Source organism: Streptomyces sichuanensis (genome assembly GCF_020328095.1).
GTDB lineage: Bacteria > Actinomycetota > Actinomycetes > Streptomycetales > Streptomycetaceae > Streptomyces > Streptomyces cinnamoneus.
Genome location: NZ_JAIXMK010000051.1, coordinates 1 through 22,518, shown reverse-complemented (window position 1 = coordinate 22,518; position 22,518 = coordinate 1). Strand labels below are relative to the sequence as shown.

The window sequence follows — 22,518 nt, the reverse complement described above, 5'->3', positions numbered from 1 at the left end:
CGCCCTGACTCCTCGTCACCGGTCCGCGTCGGCGTGGCGGACGTCAACAGTGCGGATCAAGAAAGAGCGGTGTCCTCTTCAGTCATCCGCCCCCGCGCCCAGCTGGGAGAGGAAGGCCGCGGCGGCCGGGGACGTCCCGAGGGTGCTCCACACCAGCTGTTCCACGCGGGAAGGCGCGTCGCGCACGCGCAGGGCGTGCACGCCCTGCAACCTGGCGGCGACGGCCTTGGGCACCATGCCGATGCCCAGGTTCGCGCGCACGAGCCGCACGAGGGACTCGACGTCCGTCACCTCGAACGGCGCGTCCGTCACCAGTCCGGCCGCGTGGAACGCCGCGTCGCGCTGCTGCCGCGCCGCCGATCCCGCGAGGAAGTCGATGAAGGGCTCGCCGGCCAGTCGCTGCAGGTCCGTGCGCTTGCGGGCGGCGAGCGGGTGCTCGGGCGCCACCACGGCGACCAGCTCGTCATGGGCCAGCTCCTTGCGGCACACGCCCTGGGGGCGCATGCCGGGTACCAGGCCGATGAACGCGACGTCGAGCGTGCCCTGACGCACGCCCTCGATCAGCGCCTCGCTCATGTCCATGCGCAGGCTGACGCGCACCTGCGGGTAGCGGGCCCGGAAGCGGCCCAGCTCGTGGGCGAGGTCCACCGCGGCGACGGTGGAGATGGCACCGACCGCCAGCCGCCCGCGCACCTCGCCCGTCACCGCGTCGACCTCGGCACGGGCCCGGTCGGCGGCCTCCAGCGCCTGCCGCGCCACCGGCACGAACGCCGCGCCCGCCGCCGTGAGCCGCACGCTGCGGCTCGTACGGTCGAACAGGCGCGCCCCGAGCTCCCTCTCCAAGCGGGCGATCTGATGGCTGAGCGCGGACTGGACGACATGGCAGCGTTCGGCGGCTCGGGTGAAGCCGCCGGTCTCGGCGACGGCCACGACGTAACGCATCTGCTGGAGCTCCATTTCATCGATCGTAATCCGCGATCGATGCGATGAAAATTATGTGTTGGACTCATGGATCGGCACGGACCGAGACTCCTTGCATGCCGAACGAACTCCATGCGCCACCTGCGCGCGAGCACGCGGAAACCAGCGAAGCGGGAACGGGGCCGGAAGCGGGAACGGGTGGGGGAGGGCTGGGCCGGGGCACCCTGCTGCTGATGGCCGTGGCCTGCGGTCTGTCCGTCGCGGGCAACTACTTCGCGCAGCCGCTGCTGGACGTCATAGGCCGGGACCTGCACATGAGCGCTGCCGCATCGGCGCTGGTGGTGACCGTCGCCCAGGTCGGGTACGCGCTCGGGCTGATACTCCTCGTCCCCCTCGGCGACCTCCTGGAGCGGCGTCGGCTGGCGGCCGGGCTGTGCGCCGCTACCGCCGTCTTCCTCGCCGTGACGGCGAGCGCGGTCAACACCACCGGGCTGCTGGTCGGCACCGCCCTCACCGGCCTCACGTCGGTCGCGGCGCAGGTCGTCGTCCCGTACGCGGCCACCCTCGCGCCGCCCGAGAAGCGCGGCCGCACGGTCGGCACGCTGATGACGGGCCTGCTCCTGGGCATCCTGCTCGCCCGCACCGCGGCCGGACTCCTCTCGGACCTCGGCGGCTGGCGCACCGTCTACTGGGTCAACGCGGTGCTCATGGCCGTCATGGCACTCCTGCTGCGGCTCACCCTGCCGCGGCTGCGGACCCACGCCGGGCTGACGTACCCCAGGCTGCTGGGCTCGACCGCCGCGCTCTTCGCGCACGAGCCGGTGCTGCGACGCCGGGCCGTGCTGGGCGGCCTGTCCTTCGCCGCGTTCAGCGTGCTGTGGACGGCCCTCGCCTTCCTGCTGTCCGGCCCCGCCTACGGCTGGTCCGAGTCCGCGATCGGACTGCTGGGTCTGGTCGGGGCGGCCGGCTCCCTCTCGGCCTCGGTGGCCGGGCGGCTGGCGGACCGTGGCCTGGTGCACCGGGTGAGCGGCGTCTCGGCGCTCCTGCTCCTCGCGTCCTGGGCTCTGCTCGGAGCCGGGGGCTCCGGCGGCGCCGTGGCGCTCACCTCGCTGCTCGTCGGCGTGATCGTGCTCGACGCGGCCGTCCAGGCCGTACACATCAGCAACCAGAACCTGGTGTACGCGCTGCGCCCCGAAGCCCGCAACCGCCTCAACTCCGCCTACATGACCTCGTACTTCGCCGGCGGCGCCGCGGGATCGGCCCTCACCTCCGCCGTCTGGGCCGCGGCGGGATGGCACGGGGCGTGCGCGCTGGGCGGGGCGATCTCCGTCGCCCTGGTGGTGACGTGGCTGGACGATCGCCGTCGTGCGAGCCGTACGGGCCGAGCGGGCCGGTTCGCGCCGGACGGGACCGGGTGACCCGTCCCCGTGGGCGGCGGCCACCCGCAGGGATGCATCTGCCCGGTCCCACGTAACCACGGACCGACGATGGCGTTAGGCCGCCCGGCAGCGGGTGTCCGGATCTTGGGTCTCGCCGCACCGGCGGCGCTTCGAGCGGTCCGTGTCCCCTGCCCACGGGGCGGCGGAGAAGGAGCACGGGCGAAGGCGCTCCGCCGCCCGGCCGGGTGCCTTCCCCTGAGCAGGGAGCAGTCATGTCCGTACCGCTGCAGCGTGATCCGCACCGCACCCGTGAGGCGATCGCGCAATGGCTGACCGACCGGTTCCCCGACGAGGGGACCCCCACGGTCGGGGCCCTGAGCACTCCTGTCGAGACGGGCTTCAGCGGCGAGACGCTCCTGTGCGACGTGAAGTGGAACCACCGGGGCGGCCGGAGCCTGGTCCGGTCCCTTGCCGTCAGGGTGGCTCCGGCCCGCCACAACCTGCTGCCGGAGTCCTCGTGGCACCGTCAGGTCCGGCTCCAGGAACTGCTGGCCGCAACCGACGTACCGGTGGCCGGAATCCACGGCAGCGAAACCTCCGGCGAACTCCTGGGCGCCCCCTTCGTCGTCATGGAACGGATCGACGGGCGGGTGCCGGGGGACATCCCCTCGTACCACCGGTCCGGCTGGCTGGCGGAACTCCGCCCGGCCGGCCGCGCGCAGGTCTGGAACGGCGGTCTGCAGCTGATGGCGAGGCTCCACCGCCTGGACCCCGACGCCCTGGACCTGTCCTTCCTGGACGACCCGGCCCACGGCCGGGCCTACGGCCCCGTCGGCATTCGCCGCCAGTTCGGCGAGTGCCTGGCGAACGTGGAGTTCTACGGCGTCCAGGACGACCCCGTCGTCCTGCGCGCCGCCGACTGGCTGCGGGACCACTGCCCCGAAGAGCCCGACCCGCCGCGGCTGCTGTGGGGCGACGCCCGCATCGGCAACATCATCTACTCGGGCCACACCCCGGTCGCCCTCCTGGACTGGGAGATGGCCACGCTCGGCGCACCGGAGAACGACCTGGCCTGGTACCTCTTCACCGACCGGTACCTGAGCGAGGGCCTCGGCCTGCACCGGCTTCCCGGCCTGCCGGGCCGACGGGAGACCGTGGCGACGTACGCCACCTTCCTCGGCCGCCCGCTGCGCGACCTCACCTTCTACGAGGTCTTCGCCGCCTTCCGGTTCACCCTGCTCACGTCCCGGATCACGCGCCTGATGGCGGGCACGGGCATCCAGTGGCCGAACGGACGGACTCCCTCCCTGCGGAGCGCGGCCCTGCTCGCCAGGGTGCTGGAGGAGGCCGGTGACGTGGCCTGCTCACCCTGAGCCGTACGACGCCGGGCTCTCGCCCTCGCGTGTGTCGATGATGCCGACGGGCGCTTTCCGGACGGTCTGAGCGGGCACTGCCGGGGCAGCGGTCTGCGCCGCAGCCCTGTCGGCGAGGCGTCGGACGAGAGGGTTGACCGAGCCCCTCAAGGGCGCGTCTCCGTCGGCTTCCGCCGGCGGCACGGGTCAGTGGTGGCCGGCGAGTTCGCCGCTGAGCCTGCCGTGGAGGCGGGCGCTCGACGTGTTGAGCCCGGTGATCCCGGCCTTCTTGCCACGCTGGGCGTACTTCGCCTCGATCGCGTCCAGGGCGGCCACCGACGAAGCGTCCCAGACGTGCGCGGACGACAGATCGATGACGACCTCGTCCGGGTCGCCCGCGTAGTCGAACCGCCCGATCAGGTCGTTGGACGACGCGAAGAACAGCTCGCCGGTCACCCGGTAGACGACGGACGTGCCGTCGGGGCCGGGGACGGCGGTGACCTCGGTGCGGTGGGCGACGCGCCTGGCGAAGACGGCCATGGCGGTGATCGAGCCGACGACGACACCGATCGCGAGGTTGTGCGTCGCCACGACGCAGGCGACGGTCACCACCATGACGGCGATCTCCCCGGCAGGCATCCGCTTCAGCGTCCCGGGGGCCACGGAATGCCAGTCGAACGTCGCGACGGACACCATGACCATGACGGCCACCAGGGCGGCCATCGGGACCTCGGAGACGACCGGCCCGAAGGCGATGCACAGCGTCAGCAGGAAGACGCCGGCCAGGAAGGTCGACAGGCGGGTGCGGGCACCGGAGACCTTCACGTTCATCATCGTCTGTCCCACCACGGCGCAGCCGCCCATGCCCCCGCAGAGGCCGGTGACGATGTTGGCGATGCCCTGGCCGATGGACTCGCGGGTCTTGGAGGAGGGCGTGTCGGTGATGTCGTCGACGAGCCTGGCCGTCATCAGCGACTCCATCAGCCCCACCAGCGCCGTCGCGAAGGCGTACGGAGCGACGGTGGTCAGCGTGTCGAGCGTGAACGGCACGTCCGGAAGGCCCGGCACGGGCAGCGAGGACGGCAGCTCGCCCTTGTCACCGACGGTCGGCACCGCGATTCCCGCGCCCACGGTGACGAGGGTCAGGACGACGACGGAGACCAGTGGGGCCGGCACGACGGTACTGATCCTCGGGAGGAGCACGAGCAGCGCCAGGCCACCGGCGATCAGTGGATAGACGGCCCAGGGCACGTTCCGGACCTCGGGCACCTGGGCCAGGAAGACGAGGGCGGCGAGGGCGTTGACGAAGCCGACCATCACCGACCGGGGGACGAACCGCATCAGCTTCGCCACCCCCAGGGCGCCGAGCGCGATCTGGAACAGGCCGGCGAGGATCACCCCGGCCAGCAGGTAGCCCAGGCCGTGCTCGCGGTTGAGCGGGGCGATGACCAGGGCGACGGCACCGGTCGCGGCGGAGACCATGGCTCGGCGGCCGCCGACGACGGCGATGGTGACGGCCATGGTGAAGGACGTGAACAGCCCGGTCGCGGGATCGACGCCGGTGATGACCGAGAACGAGATCGCCTCGGGTATCAGCGCGAGGGCCACGACCAGACCGGCCAGCACCTCGGTGCGCCACACCCTCGGATCTCCCAGCCAGTCGGGACGGAGGCCGCGCAGCCGCGCGGACGGGGACGGAGCGGTGGAAGACAAGAAACGGACACCTGTCGTACTCGGGCACACCCCCTTGTCCTCGTCGGCAGGGCGGGCGTGCGGAAACGGCGCGGGCGCGCCGGATGTGGCACCGCCTCCGGCCCGGGGTGGTGCGCGGCGGGCCGGAAACCGGCCTCCACCAGCAAAGACTTTACCCGCCGGGGTCCGCGCCCGGCCTTCGCCCGAGGGCAGGCCGGGCGAAGGAACCGGTCTAAGATTTGCCCAGGTTTACGTGGATTTGTTCTCGTATGGCTGGAGTCAGCCCATGACGCACTCGTGCATACGGTTGCGCAGGGGGGCCGTGACCGCCGTTGCCGTGGGGATGGTTGTGGTGCCGGTCGCGGGCGGTGCCGCGTTCACGGCGCCGGTGCCCGTTCCCACCGCCGCCACAGCTGCCGGACCACCCACGCCGTCCGCTTCCGCGCCGTCCGCGTCGGCCTCCGACGGGGTGACTTCCGGGAGCTCACTCCGGCCGTGGCGCAGCAGCTCGACGAAGCCGTGCAGCGGGTCATGCGGGAGGCGAACGTACCCGGGGTGACCGTCGGCCTGTGGACGCCCGACAAGGGACGCTACGTACGGTCGTTCGGGATCGCCGACAAGAGCAACGGCCGGAGGATGTCGCCGGACATGTACATCCGGATCGGCAGCGAGACCAAGACCTTCACCGTGACCGCGCTGCTGAAACTGGTCGACCAGGGCAAGGTGAAGCTCGACGACCCGATCGGCACGTACCTCGACGGAGTGCCCAACGGCACCGTCATCACCCTGCGCCAGCTGGCCGGTATGCGCAGCGGGCTCTTCAACTACTCCGAGGACGAGGACTTCTACAAGGCGCTGACGACCGATCCGCGGCGCCCGTTCACGCCGCGGCAATTGCTCGACTACGCCTTCAAGCACCCCGTGTCGTTCCCGCCGGGCGAGAAGTTCTCCTACTGCAACACCAACCTCATCCTCCTCGGCCTCGTCATCGAGAAGATCAGCGGCCGGCCGCTCCGGGACGTCATCCGGGAGAACGTGCTCGCACCGGCCGGCATGCACGACACGCTCTTCCCGGCCGGCGCGGAGTTCCCCAACCCGCACGCGCAGGGGTACACGAACCAGACCGCCGGTGGAAAGACCGAGGACGCCGCCGACTGGAACCCCTCCTGGGCCTGGGCGGCCGGGGCGATGATCTCCGACCTGGAGGACCTGCGCGTCTGGGCACGCACGGTCGCCACGGGCGTCTTCCCCGACGGCCGGCCCATGCTCAGCGCCCCCACCCAGAAGCAGCGGCTCGCCACCGCCCGGACCACGATCCCGGGTGCCGCGTACGGCCTCGGCATCTTCGACGTCCAGGGCTGGATCGGGCACAACGGCTCGCTGCCCGGCTACGAGACGTTGACCGTCCACCTGCCGAAGGCACAGGCGACGCTCGTCGTGTTGCTGAACACCGACGTCGACCACGACGGTGCGGAGCCCAGCACGCTCTTCGGCGAGGCGATCACGAAGATCGTCGCACCGGGGAACGTCTACAACCTGCCCGCACAGCCCGCGGCGAGGTGACGCCCCGGACCTCCCACGGCGTGCACAGCGTTGCGCCGGGCGCCGGGCGCGTCGGCCGGGGCCAAGGTAACGGAACGGGCCCGACGTTGCCGAACCGGCCACGTCGCTCTTCGGCCAAGGGCTATACCGGTGGCGTGACTGTGCCAAGGGATGTGGATGAAACGCGCGGTGAACTGCGCGACGTTCTCGACCGGTCCGAGGCGTGGCTGCGCGATGCGGCCGCCCTCCCCGAGGCCCCGGGAGAATGGCCGGGGGAATTGCGCGGGGAAGCCGCGACCGTGAAGCGGCTGAGGACGCGTGCGGCCTCGACCCTGATCAACGTGGCGCTCCTGGGGGCCTTCTCGTCCGGCAAGAGTTTCCTGCTGAGCGGCCTGCAGGGCGGTCTGGAGCTGGTCGAGGTGCAGACCGCCGACGGACAGACGGCGGACAAGTTCGTCGGGCTGCTGCCGTCCTCGCCGGTGCCGACCACGGCCTGTCCCGCGAGCGTGGTGCCGGTGGACGGCCAGTCCACGGTCGACGCGTCCGGGACCGGCTATTTACGGGTGCGCTTCACCGACTCGGCCGACGGTCAGTGGGAGGACGTCGGGAACTCCCCGGCCCCGTCCGTGGTCGCGGCCTACGCGATGCAGGACGCGGACGTCACCGACCGGCACAGGGCGCACCGGGGCCGTGAGGTCGCCGAGGTCGAGGTGCTCCTGGCGGACGCCAGGCTTCCGGCGAAGTTCTACGACCTGCCCGGCTACGGTTCCCCGAATCCCGTCCACGACATGATCGTCAGGGCCGCGATGGCCGATGCGGACTGTTTCATGTACGTCTCGCACGCCAGCCGGACGCTCTCGGAGAGGGACCTCGACCTTATCCGCTTCCTGTACGAGCACTATCTGCTGTCCGGCAAGCGGGTCGTGTGGGTGGTCACCGCCATCGACTCGGCATCGAATCTCGATCTGCGCAACGTCGTCGAGTGGAAGGCGACCATCGCCCGCAACAACAGCTACCTCCGGGAGAATTTCACCCTCCCCGACGGCCAGCCGGACCTGGGCTTCATCGGCGAGGGCTTCCTCCCCGTCTCCCCGGCCCTGGAGGCGCGCGCGGCCAAGCTGGAGGCCGAGGAGGCCGAGACGCCCGCACGGCGGTACCGCGCGGAGAGCCGGATGGACACGCTGCGTCAGGCGATCGAGGACCTGATCAGCACGGGAACCGGTACCCGGCACATCGCCGCCGTGGCGGCCGAGGCACGTGTCCTGCTCGTTCCCCGGCTGCGGGTGATCGAGGACCGGCTGCGGGCCGAGCGGCTGGAGATCGACGGTCTGAGGGACCTGCTGGACGGTCAGCAGCAGCGGCTGGAGCTCCTGGACCGGGTGCTGCCGCAGCTGCGCGAGCAACTGGAACGGAAGCTTCAGACCCGGGTCGGGCGGGCCGTACGGCCGTTCGGCCGGCTGGCCGCCCATCTGCACGCCGCACTGGACGCCACCATCCGGCAGACCGACGTCAGCAGGCCGGCCAGGGCGAACCAGATCCAGGTGGCGAAGACCCAGGCGCTCCGGACGTGGATGGAGGCCCCGACCGGTCCGGCGACGCTCTGGACCGAGCAGTTCGAGGCGTTCAAGCACGATGTGGTGCAGGCTGTGGACCACTTTTTCGGTGACAGCGACCTCGCCGGACGCCTTCCCGACTCCGTCTTCGACGTGAACGACCTCTCCGTGCCCCAGCGGACGCATCGCGCGACCACCGCCCAGGACGTCGTTCAGCGTGCGGCGGCACTCGTCGGCATCGTCACCCCCGTCGCCGCGGGCGGGACCTGGCTGTACGGCCTGGCGGCCGCCGGCACCGTCTTTCCTCCCGCCGGGTTCGTCGCGGGCGCGGCCGCGCTGGTCTTCATGGGGATCCAGTACCGCAAGAAGAGGATCAGTTCGCTCCAAGCCCTCCAGGAGGAGTGGATCGGGGCCATCGACGCCGAAGTCGCGGTGGTGAAGGAACAGTTCGCGCTGTCCGCCGGTGTCCAGGGCACCGACGTCATCGATCACCTGGCCGACAACCTGGCGCAGTACCGGGAGCAACTGGAGCAGTCGCGTGACTTCGTGCGGCTGCGCATCGCTCATCCCGAGAACCAGGTCCGGCAGGGTCTGATCGAACAGCTTGAACCGGCGTACGAGGAGGGGCGGGCACTCGTAGAGGCCCTGCGGACCCTGGAGAAGTCGTAGCGGGAGTGAAGTCACACCAGCCTGGGGAACGTCTGTGCATCAAGGATCCGGTGAACAGTGCCGTGCCGGGCGCGATGGGAGGGGTCTGTGATGTCCGAGGTGTCACGTGAGCGGCTGCCGGTGGTGTCGGACGAGGTGCGGGAGGCGCTCGACCGTGGGTGGCCCGTGGTGGCGCTCGAATCGACGATCATCGCCCACGGGCTGCCCCGGCCGCGGAACCTGCAGGTGGCCGAGGAGCTGGAGGCGCTCGTCAGAGCCGGTGGTGCCGTCCCGGCCACCGTCGCGGTGCTGGACGGGCGGCCCCGTGTCGGGCTGGACAAGGCGGAATTGGCGCGGGTCGCCGGCGACATCGGCGTCCGCAAGCTGGGGCACCGGGATCTGGCGCCGGCCGTGGCGGCGGGGGCGAGCGGGGCGACGACGGTGTCCGCGACCGCCTTTCTGGCTGCGCGGGCCGGCATCCGCGTCTTTGCGACGGGCGGTCTGGGCGGCGTCCACCGCGACTGGGCACGGGCCCAGGACGAGTCGGCGGACCTGCACCTGCTGGCGAAGGAACGGATCGTCGTGGTCTGCGCGGGAGTGAAGTCGGTCCTGGACGTGCCGGCGACGCTGCAGCGCCTGGAGACGCTGGGGGTGGGGATTCTCGGTTTCCGGACGTCGGAGCTCCCCGGGTTCTACCTCAGCAGCTCCGGTGAACCGGTCGACTGGAGGGCCGAATCCGCGGCGGAGGTGGCCGCCGTGCTGCGGGCGCAGGACGCGCTGGGCGGTCCGCCGTCGGCGCTGATCGTCGCCCATCCCGTACCCGTGGCGCAGCAGCTGGACCCCGAGTTGCACGACCGGGTGCTGGCGCAGGCCCTGGCCGCGTGCGCGCGGGAGGGGGTCACCGGCCAGGCGGTCACTCCCTTCCTCCTGGACCATCTCTTCCGGCACACCGGCGGCGCGTCCCTGGAGGCCAACGTGGCCGCGGTGCGCGGCAACGTGCGGCTGGCGGCGGAGATCGCCGCGGCGTACGCCTCGTCGTCGCACACCGCATGACCGCCGCCGGCCGTGGCGCGCTGCTCGTCGTGGGGGACGTGGTCACCGACGTCGTCGCCCGGCACCGCACCCCCCTGGCGCCCGCCACCGACACGGCGGCCCGCATCACCACCCTCCCGGGCGGCGCAGGCGCCAACGTGGCCTGCTGGGCCGCCCACTCGGGAGCGCCGGACGTACACCTCCTGGCCCGGGTGGGCGCCGACGCGGCCGGTTCGCACGAGCGCGCGCTGCGCGCGGCGGGAGTGCGGCCGCGCCTGGTGGTCGACCCACGGATCCCCACCGGCACGGTCATCTCCCTGGTCGGCGCGGACGGCGAACGGACGTTCCTCACCGACAGCGGAGCGGTGCTGCACCTGTCGGCCGACGACTGGCGCGAGGACCTGCTCACCGGAGTCGGCCACCTGCACGTCTCCGGCTACCTCCTGTTCTCCGACACCAGCCGCAGGACGGCCCGTCTGGCGATCGAGGCGGCCCGCGCCGCCTCCGTGGCGGTGAGCGTCGATCCGGCCTCCGCCGGCTTCATCGCCCGCTTCGGCGTGGACCGCTTCCTCGCGGCCGTGGCGGGAGCGGACGTCCTCCTGCCCAACCACGACGAAGCCGCCCTGCTCACCGGTCTGCCCGAGCCCGCCGACGCCACGGCCGAGCTGAGCCGTCACTTTCCCCTGGTCGTCGCCACACTGGGCCCGGGCGGCGCGCTGGTGGCCGCGTCCGGCACGGTCACCGCGCGGATCCCGGCCGAACCGGCCACCGCAGTGGACACCACCGGCGCGGGCGACGCCTTCACGGGCGCGTTCCTCGCAGCCCGCCTGGCCGGTGACGATCCGGTCGCAGCCGCGCACCGCGGCTGCCGCGCCGGCACGAAGGCCGTCACCCTCGTCGGCGCCCGCCCGCCCCGCGGCCCCTTCCCGCCCTGACCACAGGCCCGTCCCATGGACCCGCCGGCCCTGAACAAGCGTGCACGACTCTCCCGTTCGAACCCGCTGCCGTGCCACGCTGTGCGCGTGACGTCGGGATACCAGCACATCGTCGCGCAGGTCCTGGACGCTTCGGGCATGACCGGCTCGTGGCGGATGGCGGACGGGGAATTCTGGTGCATGGTGGCCCCTGTCCGGCACACCCTTCGCCGGCAGGGCTGGAAGCTGCACGTGTCGGCCACCCCCGTCTCGGCGTCCCGCGTGCTGGAGCAGGCCGCCGTCGTGCTGGTGGAGCACGGCTGCGCCTTCAAGTTCGCCCCCACGGCGCGGGCCGTCGCCGAGCTCACCGCGGTCCGGGCCGACCGGGCGCAGTCGGGCAAGTTCCTCACCGCCTATCCCGCCGACGACGACCAGCTGCGCCTGCTGGCCGGGCAGTTGCACCGGTCGACGGCCGGGTTGCCCGGCCCGGCGATCCTCTCGGACCGGCGCTACCGGGCGGGCAGCCTGGTGCACTACCGCTTCGGCTGCTTCAGCAGACCCCGCGAACTCAACGACGACGGCTTCTACGCGACACAACTGGAGGCCCCCGACGGCACAGTGGTGCCGGACGAGCGGAACCCGTGGTTCTCCCCTCCCTCATGGGCCCCGCTGCCCTTCCCGCCGGCCGCCGGGACACAGGCCGGGCCGCGCCGGCGCGGCAGACCGGTCCTGCTGGCCGGCCGCTATCTGGTCCGGGAGGCCGTCCGGCACTCCAACCGCGGCGGCGTCTACCGCGCGCACGACCAACGCACCGGTGAGGACGTCCTGCTGAAGGAGGCCCGCCCCCACATCGGGGCCGACCGCGAAGGACACGACGCCCGGGACTGGCTGCGCCACGAGGCGGACGTGCTGCACCGCCTCGCCCCGTACGGCATTGCCCCGGCCGCACGCGAGGTGTTCGAGTCCGCCGGGCACGTGTTCCTCGTCCAGGACCTGATACCCGGCACGACCCTGCAGCGGTGGACCGCCGACGCACTGCAGCACGGTGACGGCCGGCTCCCGGTCCCGGCCCTCCGCTCCCTGGCCCGTGACCTCGTCCGCGTCGTCGGCCGGGTGCACGCCGCCGGATTCGTTCTGCGCGACCTGAAGCCCGGCAACGTCGTGATGAGACCGGACGGCACACCCGTACTCGTCGACCTGGAGTGCACGGTCGACGCGGGCGGAACGGCCCACGTCGCCGGGACGCAGGGCTTCACCGCTCCCGAACACCTCGACGATCCGGCCAGGAGGGATGAGGATGCCCCACCGCCCGCACCGGGGCCGGAAGCGGACTGCTACAGCCTGGGCGCAACCCTGCTGCACGCCGCCACCGGCATCAGCCCCGCCCTGACACCGGACGTCCCCGCAGCGGGCAGGACGGCCGGTGAACGCATCGCCGCCCTCGTGCACGCCGCCGCCCCCGCACACCCCGCGGTGCAGGCCCTCGGCCCGCTGCTCCTCGGCCTCACGGCGGACGCCGGACGGCGCTGGCCGCTGTCCCGGGCCGCGGCGTTCCTCCGCGAACGGGCCGAAACGGCCGCGCCGCCGCAACGACCCGGCCCGGAACTCCCGGACACCGAGGCCGACCGGCTCATCGACGACGGACTGGCCTGGCTGGCGGAGACGATGGACCCGGACGCCGCGTACCTGTGGCCTCGCCCCCGCACCCTGCCCCTCGGCGACCCGTGCAACGTCCAGGTGGGCGCCGCCGGGGTGCTGGCCGTCCTGGACCGCGCGGTGCGCAGCGGACGTTCCGCGGCACGTCCCGCCCTTCGCACCGCGGCGTGCTGGCTGGACGAGAGGCTGGCCCTGCCGGACCGGGTGCTGCCCGGGCTGTACTTCGGCCGCTCCGGGACGGCGTGGGCGCTGTACGACGCGGCGCGCACCCTGGACGACGAGGGCATGGCCGACCGGGCGCGGGCGCTGGCCCTGCGGATCCCGCTCGACGGCACCAACCCGGATGTCTGCCACGGCCTGGCCGGCGCCGGCACGGCGCAGCTGTGCCTGTGGCACGCCACCGGCGACGGGCGGTTCGCCGAGCGGGCCCTTCACTGCGCGGACCGTCTGCTCCGGCTGACGAGGAGCGCCGGCCGCACGGTGGACTGGCCGGTGGGCCCGGAGCACCGGAGCGACCTCGCGGGCTCGGCGTCGTACGGCTACGGGCACGGGGTGGCCGGCAACGCCGCCTTCCTGCTCGCGGCAGGCCGGGCCCTGGACCGGCCGGACCTGGCCGAGGCCGCGGCCGGCGGCGGCGAGGCGTTGTGCGCGGTGGCCCGGTGGAGCGACGGCGGGGCCGCCGACTGGCCGAAGGGCCCGGGCCGTACCGAGCGCACGGGTCTGAACCTGTGGTGCAACGGGGCGTCGGGCGTGGGCACGTTCCTGGTGCGGCTGTGGCGCGCCACCGGCGACGCACGGTTCCGCGAACACGCCGAGGGAGCCGCGGCAGCCGTGCACCGCGACCGCTGGCGGCTGGGCCCCGGCACCTGCCACGGCGTGGCGGGCAACGCCGAACTGCTCCTCGACCTGGCCGCCGCGACCGGCGACGACCGCCACCGACGGCGGGCGGCCGAGGCGGCCGGCTGCCTCTTCGTCCGTGCCGCGCTGCGCGACGGACGGCTGCTGGTGCCGGACGACACGCTGCGCGAGATCTGCGCGAGCTACAACGTCGGCCTGGCCGGCGTCCTGGACTTCCTCCTGCGGCTCAGGACCGGCGGCGGCCGCTCCTGGTACGCCGACCCCCTCGACCTCCGCCGGCCGGAGAACAGGAACGACGAGCAGACGACGAAGACGAAGGAGACGTGATCCATGGAAACCGAGGTCCTTGAGCTCCAGGAGCTCCCCGAGACCGACGGGGAGATGCTGGAACCGATGATGTGTTGTGACACCGTCCCGCGCACCGACTGGACGGACGGCTGCACGGAGTACCCGCGCTGCCGCTGACCCTTCCGACGGTCCTTCCCGACGGTCGTGCGGCGGGCCCGCCGCACGACCCTCCACCGCGACCGCACCCCGACGGAGGCCGAAGGAGCACGGCGTGGCCGGCAGTACCTGGACGGCGGCGGTGTCCGGTGGCGCGGCGGACGCCGCCCTCGGCCTCGTGGAAGCGCTCGCGGGCCGGCCGCGCGCCACACCCTCATGCGTACGGCCCGACCTCGCGGGCGGCGGCCCGGGGCTGGCCCTGGTGTACGACCAGCTGGACCGCCACCGGCCCGGAGAGGGCTGGGGAGCCATGGCCGACGGGTACCTCGCCGCATCGGCCAGGGGCACCGAGCGCCTGAGGACGACGGCACCGGGTCTCCACGCGGGCCTGGCCGGACCGGCGTTCGCGGCCTGGTGCCTGTCAGCCGCACGTCCGCCCGACGCCCGCACCGAGGACGCGACGCAACGACGGGCCGCCGCCCTCGCCGGCGGTACCCACGGCGTGGCGTGGCGTGACGTCGACGTGATCCACGGCCTCGCCGGGACCGGCGCCCTGCTGCTGTGCCGGGCCGGGGAGTCACCGGATGCGGAACGGTCCCTGCGCGCCGTGCTCACCGCTCTGGTGACCCTGTGCGGGGAACACGCGGGGGTCCCCCACTGGTTCACTCCCGCCACGGCCATCAGGGACGACGCCCTGCGCGAACGCTTCCCGCAGGGCGCCCTCAACTGGGGTGCGGCGCACGGGATCGCCGGACCGCTGGCACTGATGGCGCTCGCCTGGTCCGCGGGAGTGCGCGTCCCGGGCCAGGACGAGGCGCTGCGCCGGACGGCCGGACGGCTCCTGGCCTGCCGGACCGAGGGCCCCCGAGGGCCCGAATGGCCGGGCGTCACCGGACTGGACGGAACACCGGATCCCCGTCCGCGCAGCACCGTCGCGTGGTGCTACGGCACCCCGGGAGTGGCCCGGGCCCTGTGGCTGGCGGGCACGGCACTGGACGACGCCTCCCTCCGCGACACGGCGGTGCGGGCCGTCAAGGCCGTCCACCGCCGCGCCGCCGGGCAGCACGGTGCCGGCACGTCACCGGGCCTGTGCCACGGCCTCGCCGGACTGCTGCAGATCACGCTGCGATTCGCCCACGACACCGGGGAAGCGGAATTCCGGAACGCCGCAACAGCCCTGACCCTTCGGCTCGCACGCTTCCGTGACCACGGCGGGAACCTCACCCAGGACGGCCCCGGCTTCCTGGACGGAGCGGCAGGCGTGCTCCTCGCCCTCCTCGCCGCCACCACCGACAACGCCCCCGCCTGGGACCGTGCCCTGCTCCTGGCGTAGGGAGACGGCGCGCGAACGTGTCCCGTCCTCGCGCGGATGGAGCCCGGCGGACTGCACGTTATCGGCCACCTCGATCACCCCGCCCGTGGAGTGCGCCGCGGCGGGGGAACCGTCGCGAGCCCGGGCCCCGGCAGCCCGAAATGCCAATCAATGCGGCATAGAGGGCAGATTCGCCGCCCCGATCGCGCCGGCAGCCCCTCGAAACCCCGAACGAGCCGGGTGAGCCCGCGTCTGCCCTATGGCGCAAAGACGCCGGTGTGCGCTCCGGCATGTCGACCAACATCATTTCGCGCTGCTTCACTTGCGCGGCGGGAGCTCCGCGTCGCCCGGCCGGGTGAACGCAGGGGCTCCCTCTTGACGCATGCGCCCAGACGGAAGGGACCGGGATGTCGACCGCAGCGCACCGGCAGCAGCCGGAGCAGCCCGAACAGCACGCAGGCCGGGCACAGCTCAGCCTGGGGATCGCCGCTGCACGGAACCTGGCGACCACGACCAAGACCGTCCCCCAGATGCAGGGCACCAGCTCGCGCTGGCTCCTGCGCATGCTGCCCTGGGTCGAGGTGAAGGGCGGCACGTACCGGGTCAACCGGCGCCTGGTCTACGAGGTCGGCGACGGCCGCGTCACCTTCGTCCAGGAAGGGGCCGCGGTCAGGGTCATCCCCGCGGAACTGGGCGAACTGCCGCTGCTGCGCGGGTTCGACGACGGGGCGGTGCTGCGGGCGCTGGCCGAGCGGTGCCGGCAGGAGGAGTACGGGCCCGGCGAGGTGATCGCCGAGCGGGGCCGGTCCGTCGACCACGTCTACCTGATCGCACGCGGCAAGGTGGAGAAGGTCGGCACCGGGAAGTACGGGGAGGAGACCCGGCGCGGCGTGCTGGCCGACGGCGGGTTCTTCGGCGCCGGGGTGGTGGCCGAGGAACCGGGCGCGTGGGAGTTCACGGCGCGTGCGATGACGGCGTGCACCGTACTGGCCCTGCCCCGGGCCGCGTACGAGGAGGTGGCCGGCCGCAACGAGCGGCTGCGGGCCCACGTCCGCCGGCGCCAGGCCGAGAAGGCGCGGCCGCAGAACAAGAAGGGCGAGGCGAACATCGCCCTCGCCTCCGGCCACACCGGCGAGCCCGCCCTGCCGGGCACCTTCGTCGACTACGAACTCGCCCCCCGCGAGTACGAACTCAGCGTGGCCCAGACGGTCCTCCGGGTGCACAGCCGCGTCGCCGACCTCTACAACGACCCGATGGACCAGGTCGAGCAGCAGCTGCGGCTGACCATCGAGGCGCTGCGCGAGCGCCAGGAGGCCGAGCTGGTCAACAACCCCGACTTCGGCCTGCTGCACAACGCCGACCACAGCCAGCGCATCTCCACCCACTCGGGCCCGCCCACCCCCGACGACATGGACGAGCTGCTGAGCATGCGGCGCGGCACCAAGGCGTTCTTCGCCCACCCCCGGGCCGTGTCCGCCTTCGCCCGCGAGTGCAACAAGCGGGGCCTGTCCTTCGACACCGCCGACGTGGGCGGCCGGCCGGTGCCCGCCTGGCGCGGCGTGCCGATCTTCCCCTGCGGCAAGATCCCCGTCTCGGACGAGGGCACCTCCTCCATCCTCGCCATGCGCCTGGGCGAGGCCGAGCAGGGCGTGGTCGGCCTGCGGCAGACCGGGATCCCCGACGAGTACGAGCCGGGCCTGAACGTGCGGTTCATGGGCATCAACGACCAGGCCCTCATCTCCTACCTGGTCAGCACCTACCACTCGGCGGCCGTTCTCGTGCCCGACGCGCTCGGCGTCCTGGAGAACGTCGAGGTCTTCCACACCCCGTCCTGACGGGCACCATCGCCCGGAACGGAGAGAAGAACCGGTGTCACTGCTGTCCCGGATCACCGCGCCCACGGCCCACCACGACGTGGCACGGCTCGTGGCCACGCTGCTCACCCACCACGAGGGCATCGGCCGTTCCGCGCCGAAGGCGCTGTCCGGCGCCGCCGCCCCCCGCCCGGCGGGCACTGCGCTGCCCACCGGGCCCACGGGGCTGGGCACCTCCGCCGCCCGCATCGCGGCCGGCAGGGCGGCTGCGCAGGTCTCCGCGCAGCCGGCCGGCGACCCCTGCGGCACCCCCGGCACCCCGGACGCGAGGGGCGCCGGGGTCCCGGAGCTGTACTGCCCGCCCGCCGTCCGGGACGACCCGGCACTCGGCCGGGAGGTCAACGACCGGCTGGTGGCGTGGGCCGACGAGGCCGGCATCTACGACGGACGCCTCGACCGCGTCCGCGCGGCCGACTTCGGGCGCCTGATGATGCTGGCCCACCCCGACACCGACGACCCGGACCGGCTGCTCGCGGCCGGGAAGTGCGCGCTCGCCGAGTGGGCCACCGACGACTACTACTGCGACGACGAGACCGTGGGCTCGCGGCCCGAACTCCTCGGCTCGCACCTCGGCCTCGCCTACGCGGCCCTCGACCCCGCCCATCTCCCGGCCCGCTACGCGCCCGCCTGGGAGAGGGACCTGCGCGAGGACCCCGTACGGGTCGCCCTGCGCTCGGCCCTCGACCACCTGGGCCGGTACGCGGAACCGTCCCAGGTGGCCCGGCTGCGGCACGAGGTCGCCGTCCTCTTCGTCGGCTACGGCCAGGAGGGATCCTGGCGGACCCGCGGCCACATGCCCGGCGTCCCCGAATACCTGGCCCACCGGCAGATCAACAGCTTCCTGCCCTGCATCGCGCTGACCGACGTGGTCGGCGGCTACGCGCTGCCCGCCACCGAGTACGCCGACCCGCGCGTGCGCCGCGCCGTCACCACGGCCGCCACCGCGAGCACGCTCGTCAACGACCTGTACTCGATGACGAAGGAACACGACTCCTCGGGCGTGGAGTTCAACCTGCCCACCGTGATCGCCGAGGAGGAGCAGTGCTCGCCGCGCGAGGCGGTCGAGCGGAGCGTGGAGATCCACGACGAGCTGGTGCGCGCCTACGAGACCGAGGCCGCGGCCCTCGCCCTCACCGGCTCGCCCCAGCTGCGCCGCTTCCTCGCCGGCGTGTGGGCCTGGCTCGGCGGCAACCGCGAATGGCACGCAGGCAGCCCCCGCTACAACGGCGCCTGAGCCCGCCCCCCCTCGTCACCCCACCCTCCCCCTGCAATGCCGTAAGGAGCATCCCCATGACGACCACCCCTGCCCCCGCCGCCCCCGCCGGCGTCCTGCGCACCGCCTACCAGAAGGCCGTCGCCGAGTACTGGAACAACGAGAAGGACCCGGTCAACCTGCGTCTGGGCGACGTCGACGGCCTCTACCACCACCACTACGGGCTCGGCGACTACGACCCCTCCGTCCTGGAGGGCCCGCAGGAGACCCGGGACGAGCGCATCGTCCAGGAGCTGCACCGGCTGGAGTCGGCCCAGGCCGACGTCCTCCTCGACCACCTGGGCCCCATAGCCCCCGACCAGCGTCTGCTGGACGCCGGCTGCGGCCGGGGCGGCACCAGCATCATGGCCAACGCGCGCTTCGGCTGCCAGGTCGACGGCCTGTCCATCTCCCAGTCCCAGGTCGACTTCGCCAACGACCAGGCCCGCAAGCGCGGCGTGGACGACAAGGTCCGCTACCACTTCGGCAACATGCTGGACACCGGCCTGCCCACCGGCGCCTTCCAGGGCATCTGGAACAACGAGTCCACCATGTACGTGGACCTGTTCGAGCTCTTCGCCGAGCACGCCCGCCAGCTGGCGTACGGCGGCCGCTACGTCACCATCACCGGCTGCTCCAACGACGTCACGGGCCTGCGCTCCAAGGCGGTCAGCCGCATCGACGAGCACTACACCTGCAACATCCACCCCCGCAGCGCCTACTTCAAGGCCATGGCCGCCAACGGCCTCGTGCCCATCAACGTCGTCGACCTCACGGCCGCCACGATCCCGTACTGGGAGCTGCGCGCCCAGTCCTCCCTCGCCACCGGCGTCGAGGACCCGTTCCTCACCGCCTACAAGGAGGGCAGCTTCCACTATCTCCTCATCGCCGCCGACCGCATCTGACCGCGCGGACACCGGGGCCTGCCGGGCGCGACCGCGTCAGCGGTCGACCGGCAGGCCCTTCGGTTCCTTGACGCGCTTCATGATGATCTGCGAGTTGACCTCGGTGATGCCCGACAGCGTCGTGAGGCGCTCGATCCACAGGCGCTCGTAGGCGGTGATGTCGGCGACCGCGATGCGGAGCATGCAGCCGGGGCTGCCGAAGAGGCGGTACGCCTCGATCACGTCGGGGATGTCCTGGAGGGCCGCCTCGAACGCCTCGACCGCCTCGCGGTCGCGCTTGACCTCGATGGAGACGAGGACCTCGAAGCTGCGGCCGACCGCCTCCGGGTTGATGATCGCCCGGTAGCCCTGGATGACGCCGTCCTGTTCCAGCTGGCGGACGCGGCGCATGCACGGGGAGGGCGTCAGGCCCACGCGGTGGGCGAGCTCCTGGATGGTCAGGCGACCGTCGTCCTGAAGCTCGCGCAAGATATTTCTGTCGATGGCATCCATCGCGCAATTATCCACCACAGTTCAACGACACCCCTGCTCATTTCAGCGGCCCTATTGCGTGCGATTCGTCCTATCGTTCACCTGCTCGACCGCTACCCCTCGCGGTCGCAGTCAGAGGATCTTGAGAAAGGCGGGCCGACGTGGGACAGGTCGTCGTCATCAGCACGGGCGGGACGATCGCCAGCCGCTGGCAGGGCTCCGGCTTCGCAGCCGACGCACGGGGCGGGGACGTCCTGGCCACGGCCGCGGTGCCCGACGGCGTGACCGTACGGGTCGTCGACCTGATGAGCGTCAACAGCGCCCGGCTCACCACCCGCGACCAGCTCGCGCTGCTGCGGACCGTGCACGAGGTCCTGGCCGACCCCGCCGTGGACGGCATCGTCGTCACCCACGGCACGGACACCCTGGAGGAGTCGGCCTTCCTCCTCGACCTCCACCACCACGACCCCCGTCCCGTCGTCCTCACCGGCGCCCAGCGCCCGCTCGAAGCACGGGACGGCGACGGCCCCCGCAACCTCCACGACGCGCTGCTGGCCGCGAGCTCCGCCGCCCTGCGCGGCCACGGCGTCCTGGTCGCCTTCGACGGCCAGGTGCACGCCGCCCGCGGCACGATCAAGGTGCAGACGCTGGCGGCCGACGCGTTCGCCCACCCGTCCGGCAGCCCCGTCGCGGACGTCAAGGACGGTCACGTCCTCGTCCGCCGGCTGCCCGAGCGCCCGGAGCCGCTGCCCCTGCCGACGGCCGACGCGCCCCTCCCGCGGGTCGACATCGTCACCCACCACTGCGACGCGGACCCCCTGCTCCTCAACGCCGCCGTCCAGGCCGGCGCCCGGGGCATCGTCCTGGTCGCGACCGGCGCGGGCAACGCGACCCCCGAGGTCGTCGCCGCCGTCGAGGCGGCCGTCGCACGCGGCGTGCTCGTCGCCCTGACCACCCGCGTCCCCGCCGGCCCCGTCGCCGAGATCTACACCCAGGGCGGCGCCGTGGACCTCGCGGCCGCCGGCGCCGTGCTCACCGGCACCCTCCGCGCCGGCCAGGCACGCATCGCCGTCCTCGCCGCCGCGCTCGCCCACCCCACGGACGACACGGACGCCGCCACCCGCACCCTGCGGCGCGTCCTCGGCACGCCCGCCGCCTCCTGACCCCGCCCCCGCCTCCCCCCACGCACCCGAACGGATCCAGCACCATGTCGGCCGTCCCCGGTCCCTCCCGCACCGAACACGACCTCCTCGGCGAGCGGGACGTCCCCACCGCCGCGTACTACGGCGTCCACACCCTCCGCGCCGTCGAGAACTTCCCCATCACCGGCACCCCCATCTCCGCCTACCCCGACCTCGTCACCGCCCTCGCCTCCGTCAAGCAGGCCGCCGCGCTCGCCAACCGCGACCTCGACCTCCTCGACGACCGCAAGGTGGACGCGATCGTCAAGGCGTGCGAGGAGATCCGCGCAGGCCAGTGGCACGACCACTTCGTCGTCGACGTAATCCAGGGCGGCGCCGGCACCTCCACCAACATGAACGCCAACGAGGTCATCGCCAACCGGGCCCTGGAACTCCTCGGCCACGACAAGGGCGACTACGGGCACCTGCACCCGCTGGAGGACGTCAACGCCGGGCAGAGCACGAACGACGTCTACCCCACCGCCGTCAAGGTCGCGCTGCAGCTCGCCGCCGAGCGGCTGCTGCAGGCCATGGAGGTGCTGCGCGAAGCCTTCGCCGGCAAGGCGGAGGAGTTCGCGGACATCCTGAAGATGGGCCGCACGCAGCTGCAGGACGCCGTGCCCATGACGCTGGGCCAGGAGTTCGCCGCCTACGCCGTCATGCTGGAGGAGGACCGCGCCCGCCTGGCCGAGGCATGCGCCCTCATCCGCGAGATCAACCTCGGCGGCACAGCCATCGGCACCGGCCTCAACGCCCACCCCCACTACCCGGCGCTGGCCTGCAGCCACCTGAGCATCATCACCGGCATCCCGTTCGCGGTCGCCGGCGACCTCGTCGAGGCCACCCAGGACATGGGCGCGTTCGTCCAGCTCTCCGGAGTCCTCAAGCGGATCGCCGTCAAGCTCTCCAAGACCTGCAACGACCTGCGCCTGCTGTCCTGCGGCCCGCGCGCCGGCCTCGCCGAGATCAACCTGCCGCCCGTGCAGGCGGGTTCGAGCATCATGCCCGGCAAGGTCAACCCGGTGATACCGGAGGTCGTCAACCAGATCGCGTTCGAGGTCATCGGCAACGACGTGACCGTGACCTTCGCCGCCGAGGCCGGCCAGCTCCAGCTCAACGCCTTCGAGCCCGTCATCGCGCACAGCCTCCTCAAGAGCATCGGCCACCTGAGCGCCGGCTGCCTGACCCTGGCCGAGCGCTGCGTCACCGGCATCACCGCCAACCGCGAGCACCTGGCACGCCTCGTCGGGCAGTCCATCGGCCTGGCCACCGCCCTCAACCCGCACATCGGCTACGAGCAGGCCACCGCCGTCGCCCAGGAGGCCCTGACCACCGGCGCCTCCGTCCACGACCTCGTCCTGGCCAAGGGCCTGCTCACCGAGGAGCAGCTCCGGGAGATCCTCCACCCGGACAACCTCGCACGCCCCCACGCGCGGGCCGCCGCCACGGCCGTCCGCTCCTGAACCCCCTTCCCCGGCACCACACGAAAGAAGAAGCATCCCCATGGCAACGGCGCCTAGCGTCTCGTACTC

The 22,518-nt window shown here is 72.7% G+C and carries 16 protein-coding genes and 1 pseudogene; 14 read left to right on the top strand and 3 right to left on the bottom strand.

Annotated elements, in window-relative coordinates; translation table 11 throughout:
- Positions 1–78 precede the first annotated feature (78 nt).
- On the bottom strand, positions 79–957 hold the full coding sequence (locus LE181_RS16680; protein WP_225662078.1) for a LysR family transcriptional regulator: 879 nt from the start codon (positions 955–957) through the stop codon (positions 79–81).
- Positions 958–1,037: 80 nt separating this feature from the next.
- Here LE181_RS16680 and LE181_RS16675 point away from each other — a divergent pair, with 80 nt between their 5' ends.
- Together LE181_RS16675 and LE181_RS16670 are read left to right on the top strand one after the other, a co-directional pair.
- Positions 1,038–2,339 (top strand): MFS transporter, encoded by a 1,302-nt coding sequence (locus tag LE181_RS16675; RefSeq protein WP_372458386.1) that lies wholly within the window; start codon positions 1,038–1,040, stop codon positions 2,337–2,339.
- Positions 2,340–2,572: 233 nt separating this feature from the next.
- Positions 2,573–3,673, top strand: coding sequence for a phosphotransferase family protein (locus tag LE181_RS16670; RefSeq protein WP_225662077.1), 1,101 nt, complete (start codon positions 2,573–2,575; stop codon positions 3,671–3,673).
- A gap of 186 nt (positions 3,674–3,859) precedes the next feature.
- On the opposite strand, the gene LE181_RS16665 is transcribed toward LE181_RS16670, so the two are convergent.
- On the bottom strand, positions 3,860–5,365 hold the full coding sequence (locus LE181_RS16665) for a SulP family inorganic anion transporter (RefSeq protein WP_225662076.1): 1,506 nt from the start codon (positions 5,363–5,365) through the stop codon (positions 3,860–3,862).
- Positions 5,366–5,630: 265 nt separating this feature from the next.
- Between LE181_RS16665 and LE181_RS16660 the strand changes: the two are divergent.
- The 10 genes and pseudogenes from LE181_RS16660 (at position 5,631) to LE181_RS16620 (ending at position 19,334) form a co-directional block, all read left to right on the top strand.
- Positions 5,631–6,907, top strand: a pseudogene (locus LE181_RS16660) (serine hydrolase domain-containing protein).
- A gap of 152 nt (positions 6,908–7,059) precedes the next feature.
- The gene (locus tag LE181_RS16655) at positions 7,060–9,108 is read left to right on the top strand and encodes a dynamin family protein (protein ID WP_225662075.1); all 2,049 of its coding nucleotides are present in this window, start codon (positions 7,060–7,062) and stop codon (positions 9,106–9,108) included.
- Positions 9,109–9,198: 90 nt separating this feature from the next.
- Entirely contained in the window at positions 9,199–10,140 is a 942-nt protein-coding gene (locus tag LE181_RS16650; RefSeq protein ID WP_225662074.1) for a pseudouridine-5'-phosphate glycosidase, read from the top strand.
- A complete protein-coding gene (locus tag LE181_RS16645; RefSeq protein WP_225662073.1) occupies positions 10,137–11,054 on the top strand; it encodes a carbohydrate kinase family protein in 918 nt (305 codons plus the stop codon). Before LE181_RS16650 ends, LE181_RS16645 begins: the two co-directional genes overlap by 4 nt.
- 87 nt (positions 11,055–11,141) lie before the next feature.
- Positions 11,142–13,874 carry a class IV lanthionine synthetase LanL gene (gene lanL, locus LE181_RS16640; RefSeq protein WP_225662072.1) on the top strand — a complete coding sequence of 911 codons (2,733 nt, stop codon included), beginning with the start codon at positions 11,142–11,144 and terminating at the stop codon, positions 13,872–13,874.
- A gap of 3 nt (positions 13,875–13,877) precedes the next feature.
- Entirely contained in the window at positions 13,878–14,012 is a 135-nt protein-coding gene (locus LE181_RS32220; RefSeq protein ID WP_263869045.1) for a hypothetical protein, read from the top strand.
- Positions 14,013–14,106: 94 nt separating this feature from the next.
- Positions 14,107–15,324 carry a lanthionine synthetase C family protein gene (locus LE181_RS16635; protein ID WP_225662071.1) on the top strand — a complete coding sequence of 406 codons (1,218 nt, stop codon included), beginning with the start codon at positions 14,107–14,109 and terminating at the stop codon, positions 15,322–15,324.
- A 386-nt stretch (positions 15,325–15,710) separates the two neighbouring features.
- A complete protein-coding gene (locus LE181_RS16630) occupies positions 15,711–17,138 on the top strand; it encodes a family 2B encapsulin nanocompartment shell protein (RefSeq protein WP_225662070.1) in 1,428 nt (475 codons plus the stop codon).
- A gap of 34 nt (positions 17,139–17,172) precedes the next feature.
- Entirely contained in the window at positions 17,173–18,411 is a 1,239-nt protein-coding gene (locus LE181_RS16625) for a family 2 encapsulin nanocompartment cargo protein terpene cyclase (RefSeq protein WP_225662069.1), read from the top strand.
- Between the two features lie 56 nt (positions 18,412–18,467).
- Positions 18,468–19,334, top strand: coding sequence for a geranyl diphosphate 2-C-methyltransferase (locus tag LE181_RS16620; protein ID WP_225662068.1), 867 nt, complete (start codon positions 18,468–18,470; stop codon positions 19,332–19,334).
- A 36-nt stretch (positions 19,335–19,370) separates the two neighbouring features.
- On the opposite strand, the gene LE181_RS16615 is transcribed toward LE181_RS16620, so the two are convergent.
- Complete coding sequence (locus LE181_RS16615) at positions 19,371–19,826, bottom strand: Lrp/AsnC family transcriptional regulator (protein WP_225662067.1); 456 nt, start codon at positions 19,824–19,826, stop codon at positions 19,371–19,373.
- 140 nt (positions 19,827–19,966) lie between these two features.
- Between LE181_RS16615 and LE181_RS16610 the strand changes: the two genes are divergently transcribed.
- The gene (locus tag LE181_RS16610; protein WP_225662066.1) at positions 19,967–20,968 is read left to right on the top strand and encodes an asparaginase; all 1,002 of its coding nucleotides are present in this window, start codon (positions 19,967–19,969) and stop codon (positions 20,966–20,968) included.
- Positions 20,969–21,012: 44 nt separating this feature from the next.
- Complete coding sequence (gene aspA / locus LE181_RS16605) at positions 21,013–22,449, top strand: aspartate ammonia-lyase (RefSeq protein WP_225662065.1); 1,437 nt, start codon at positions 21,013–21,015, stop codon at positions 22,447–22,449.
- Positions 22,450–22,518: the final 69 nt, after the last annotated feature.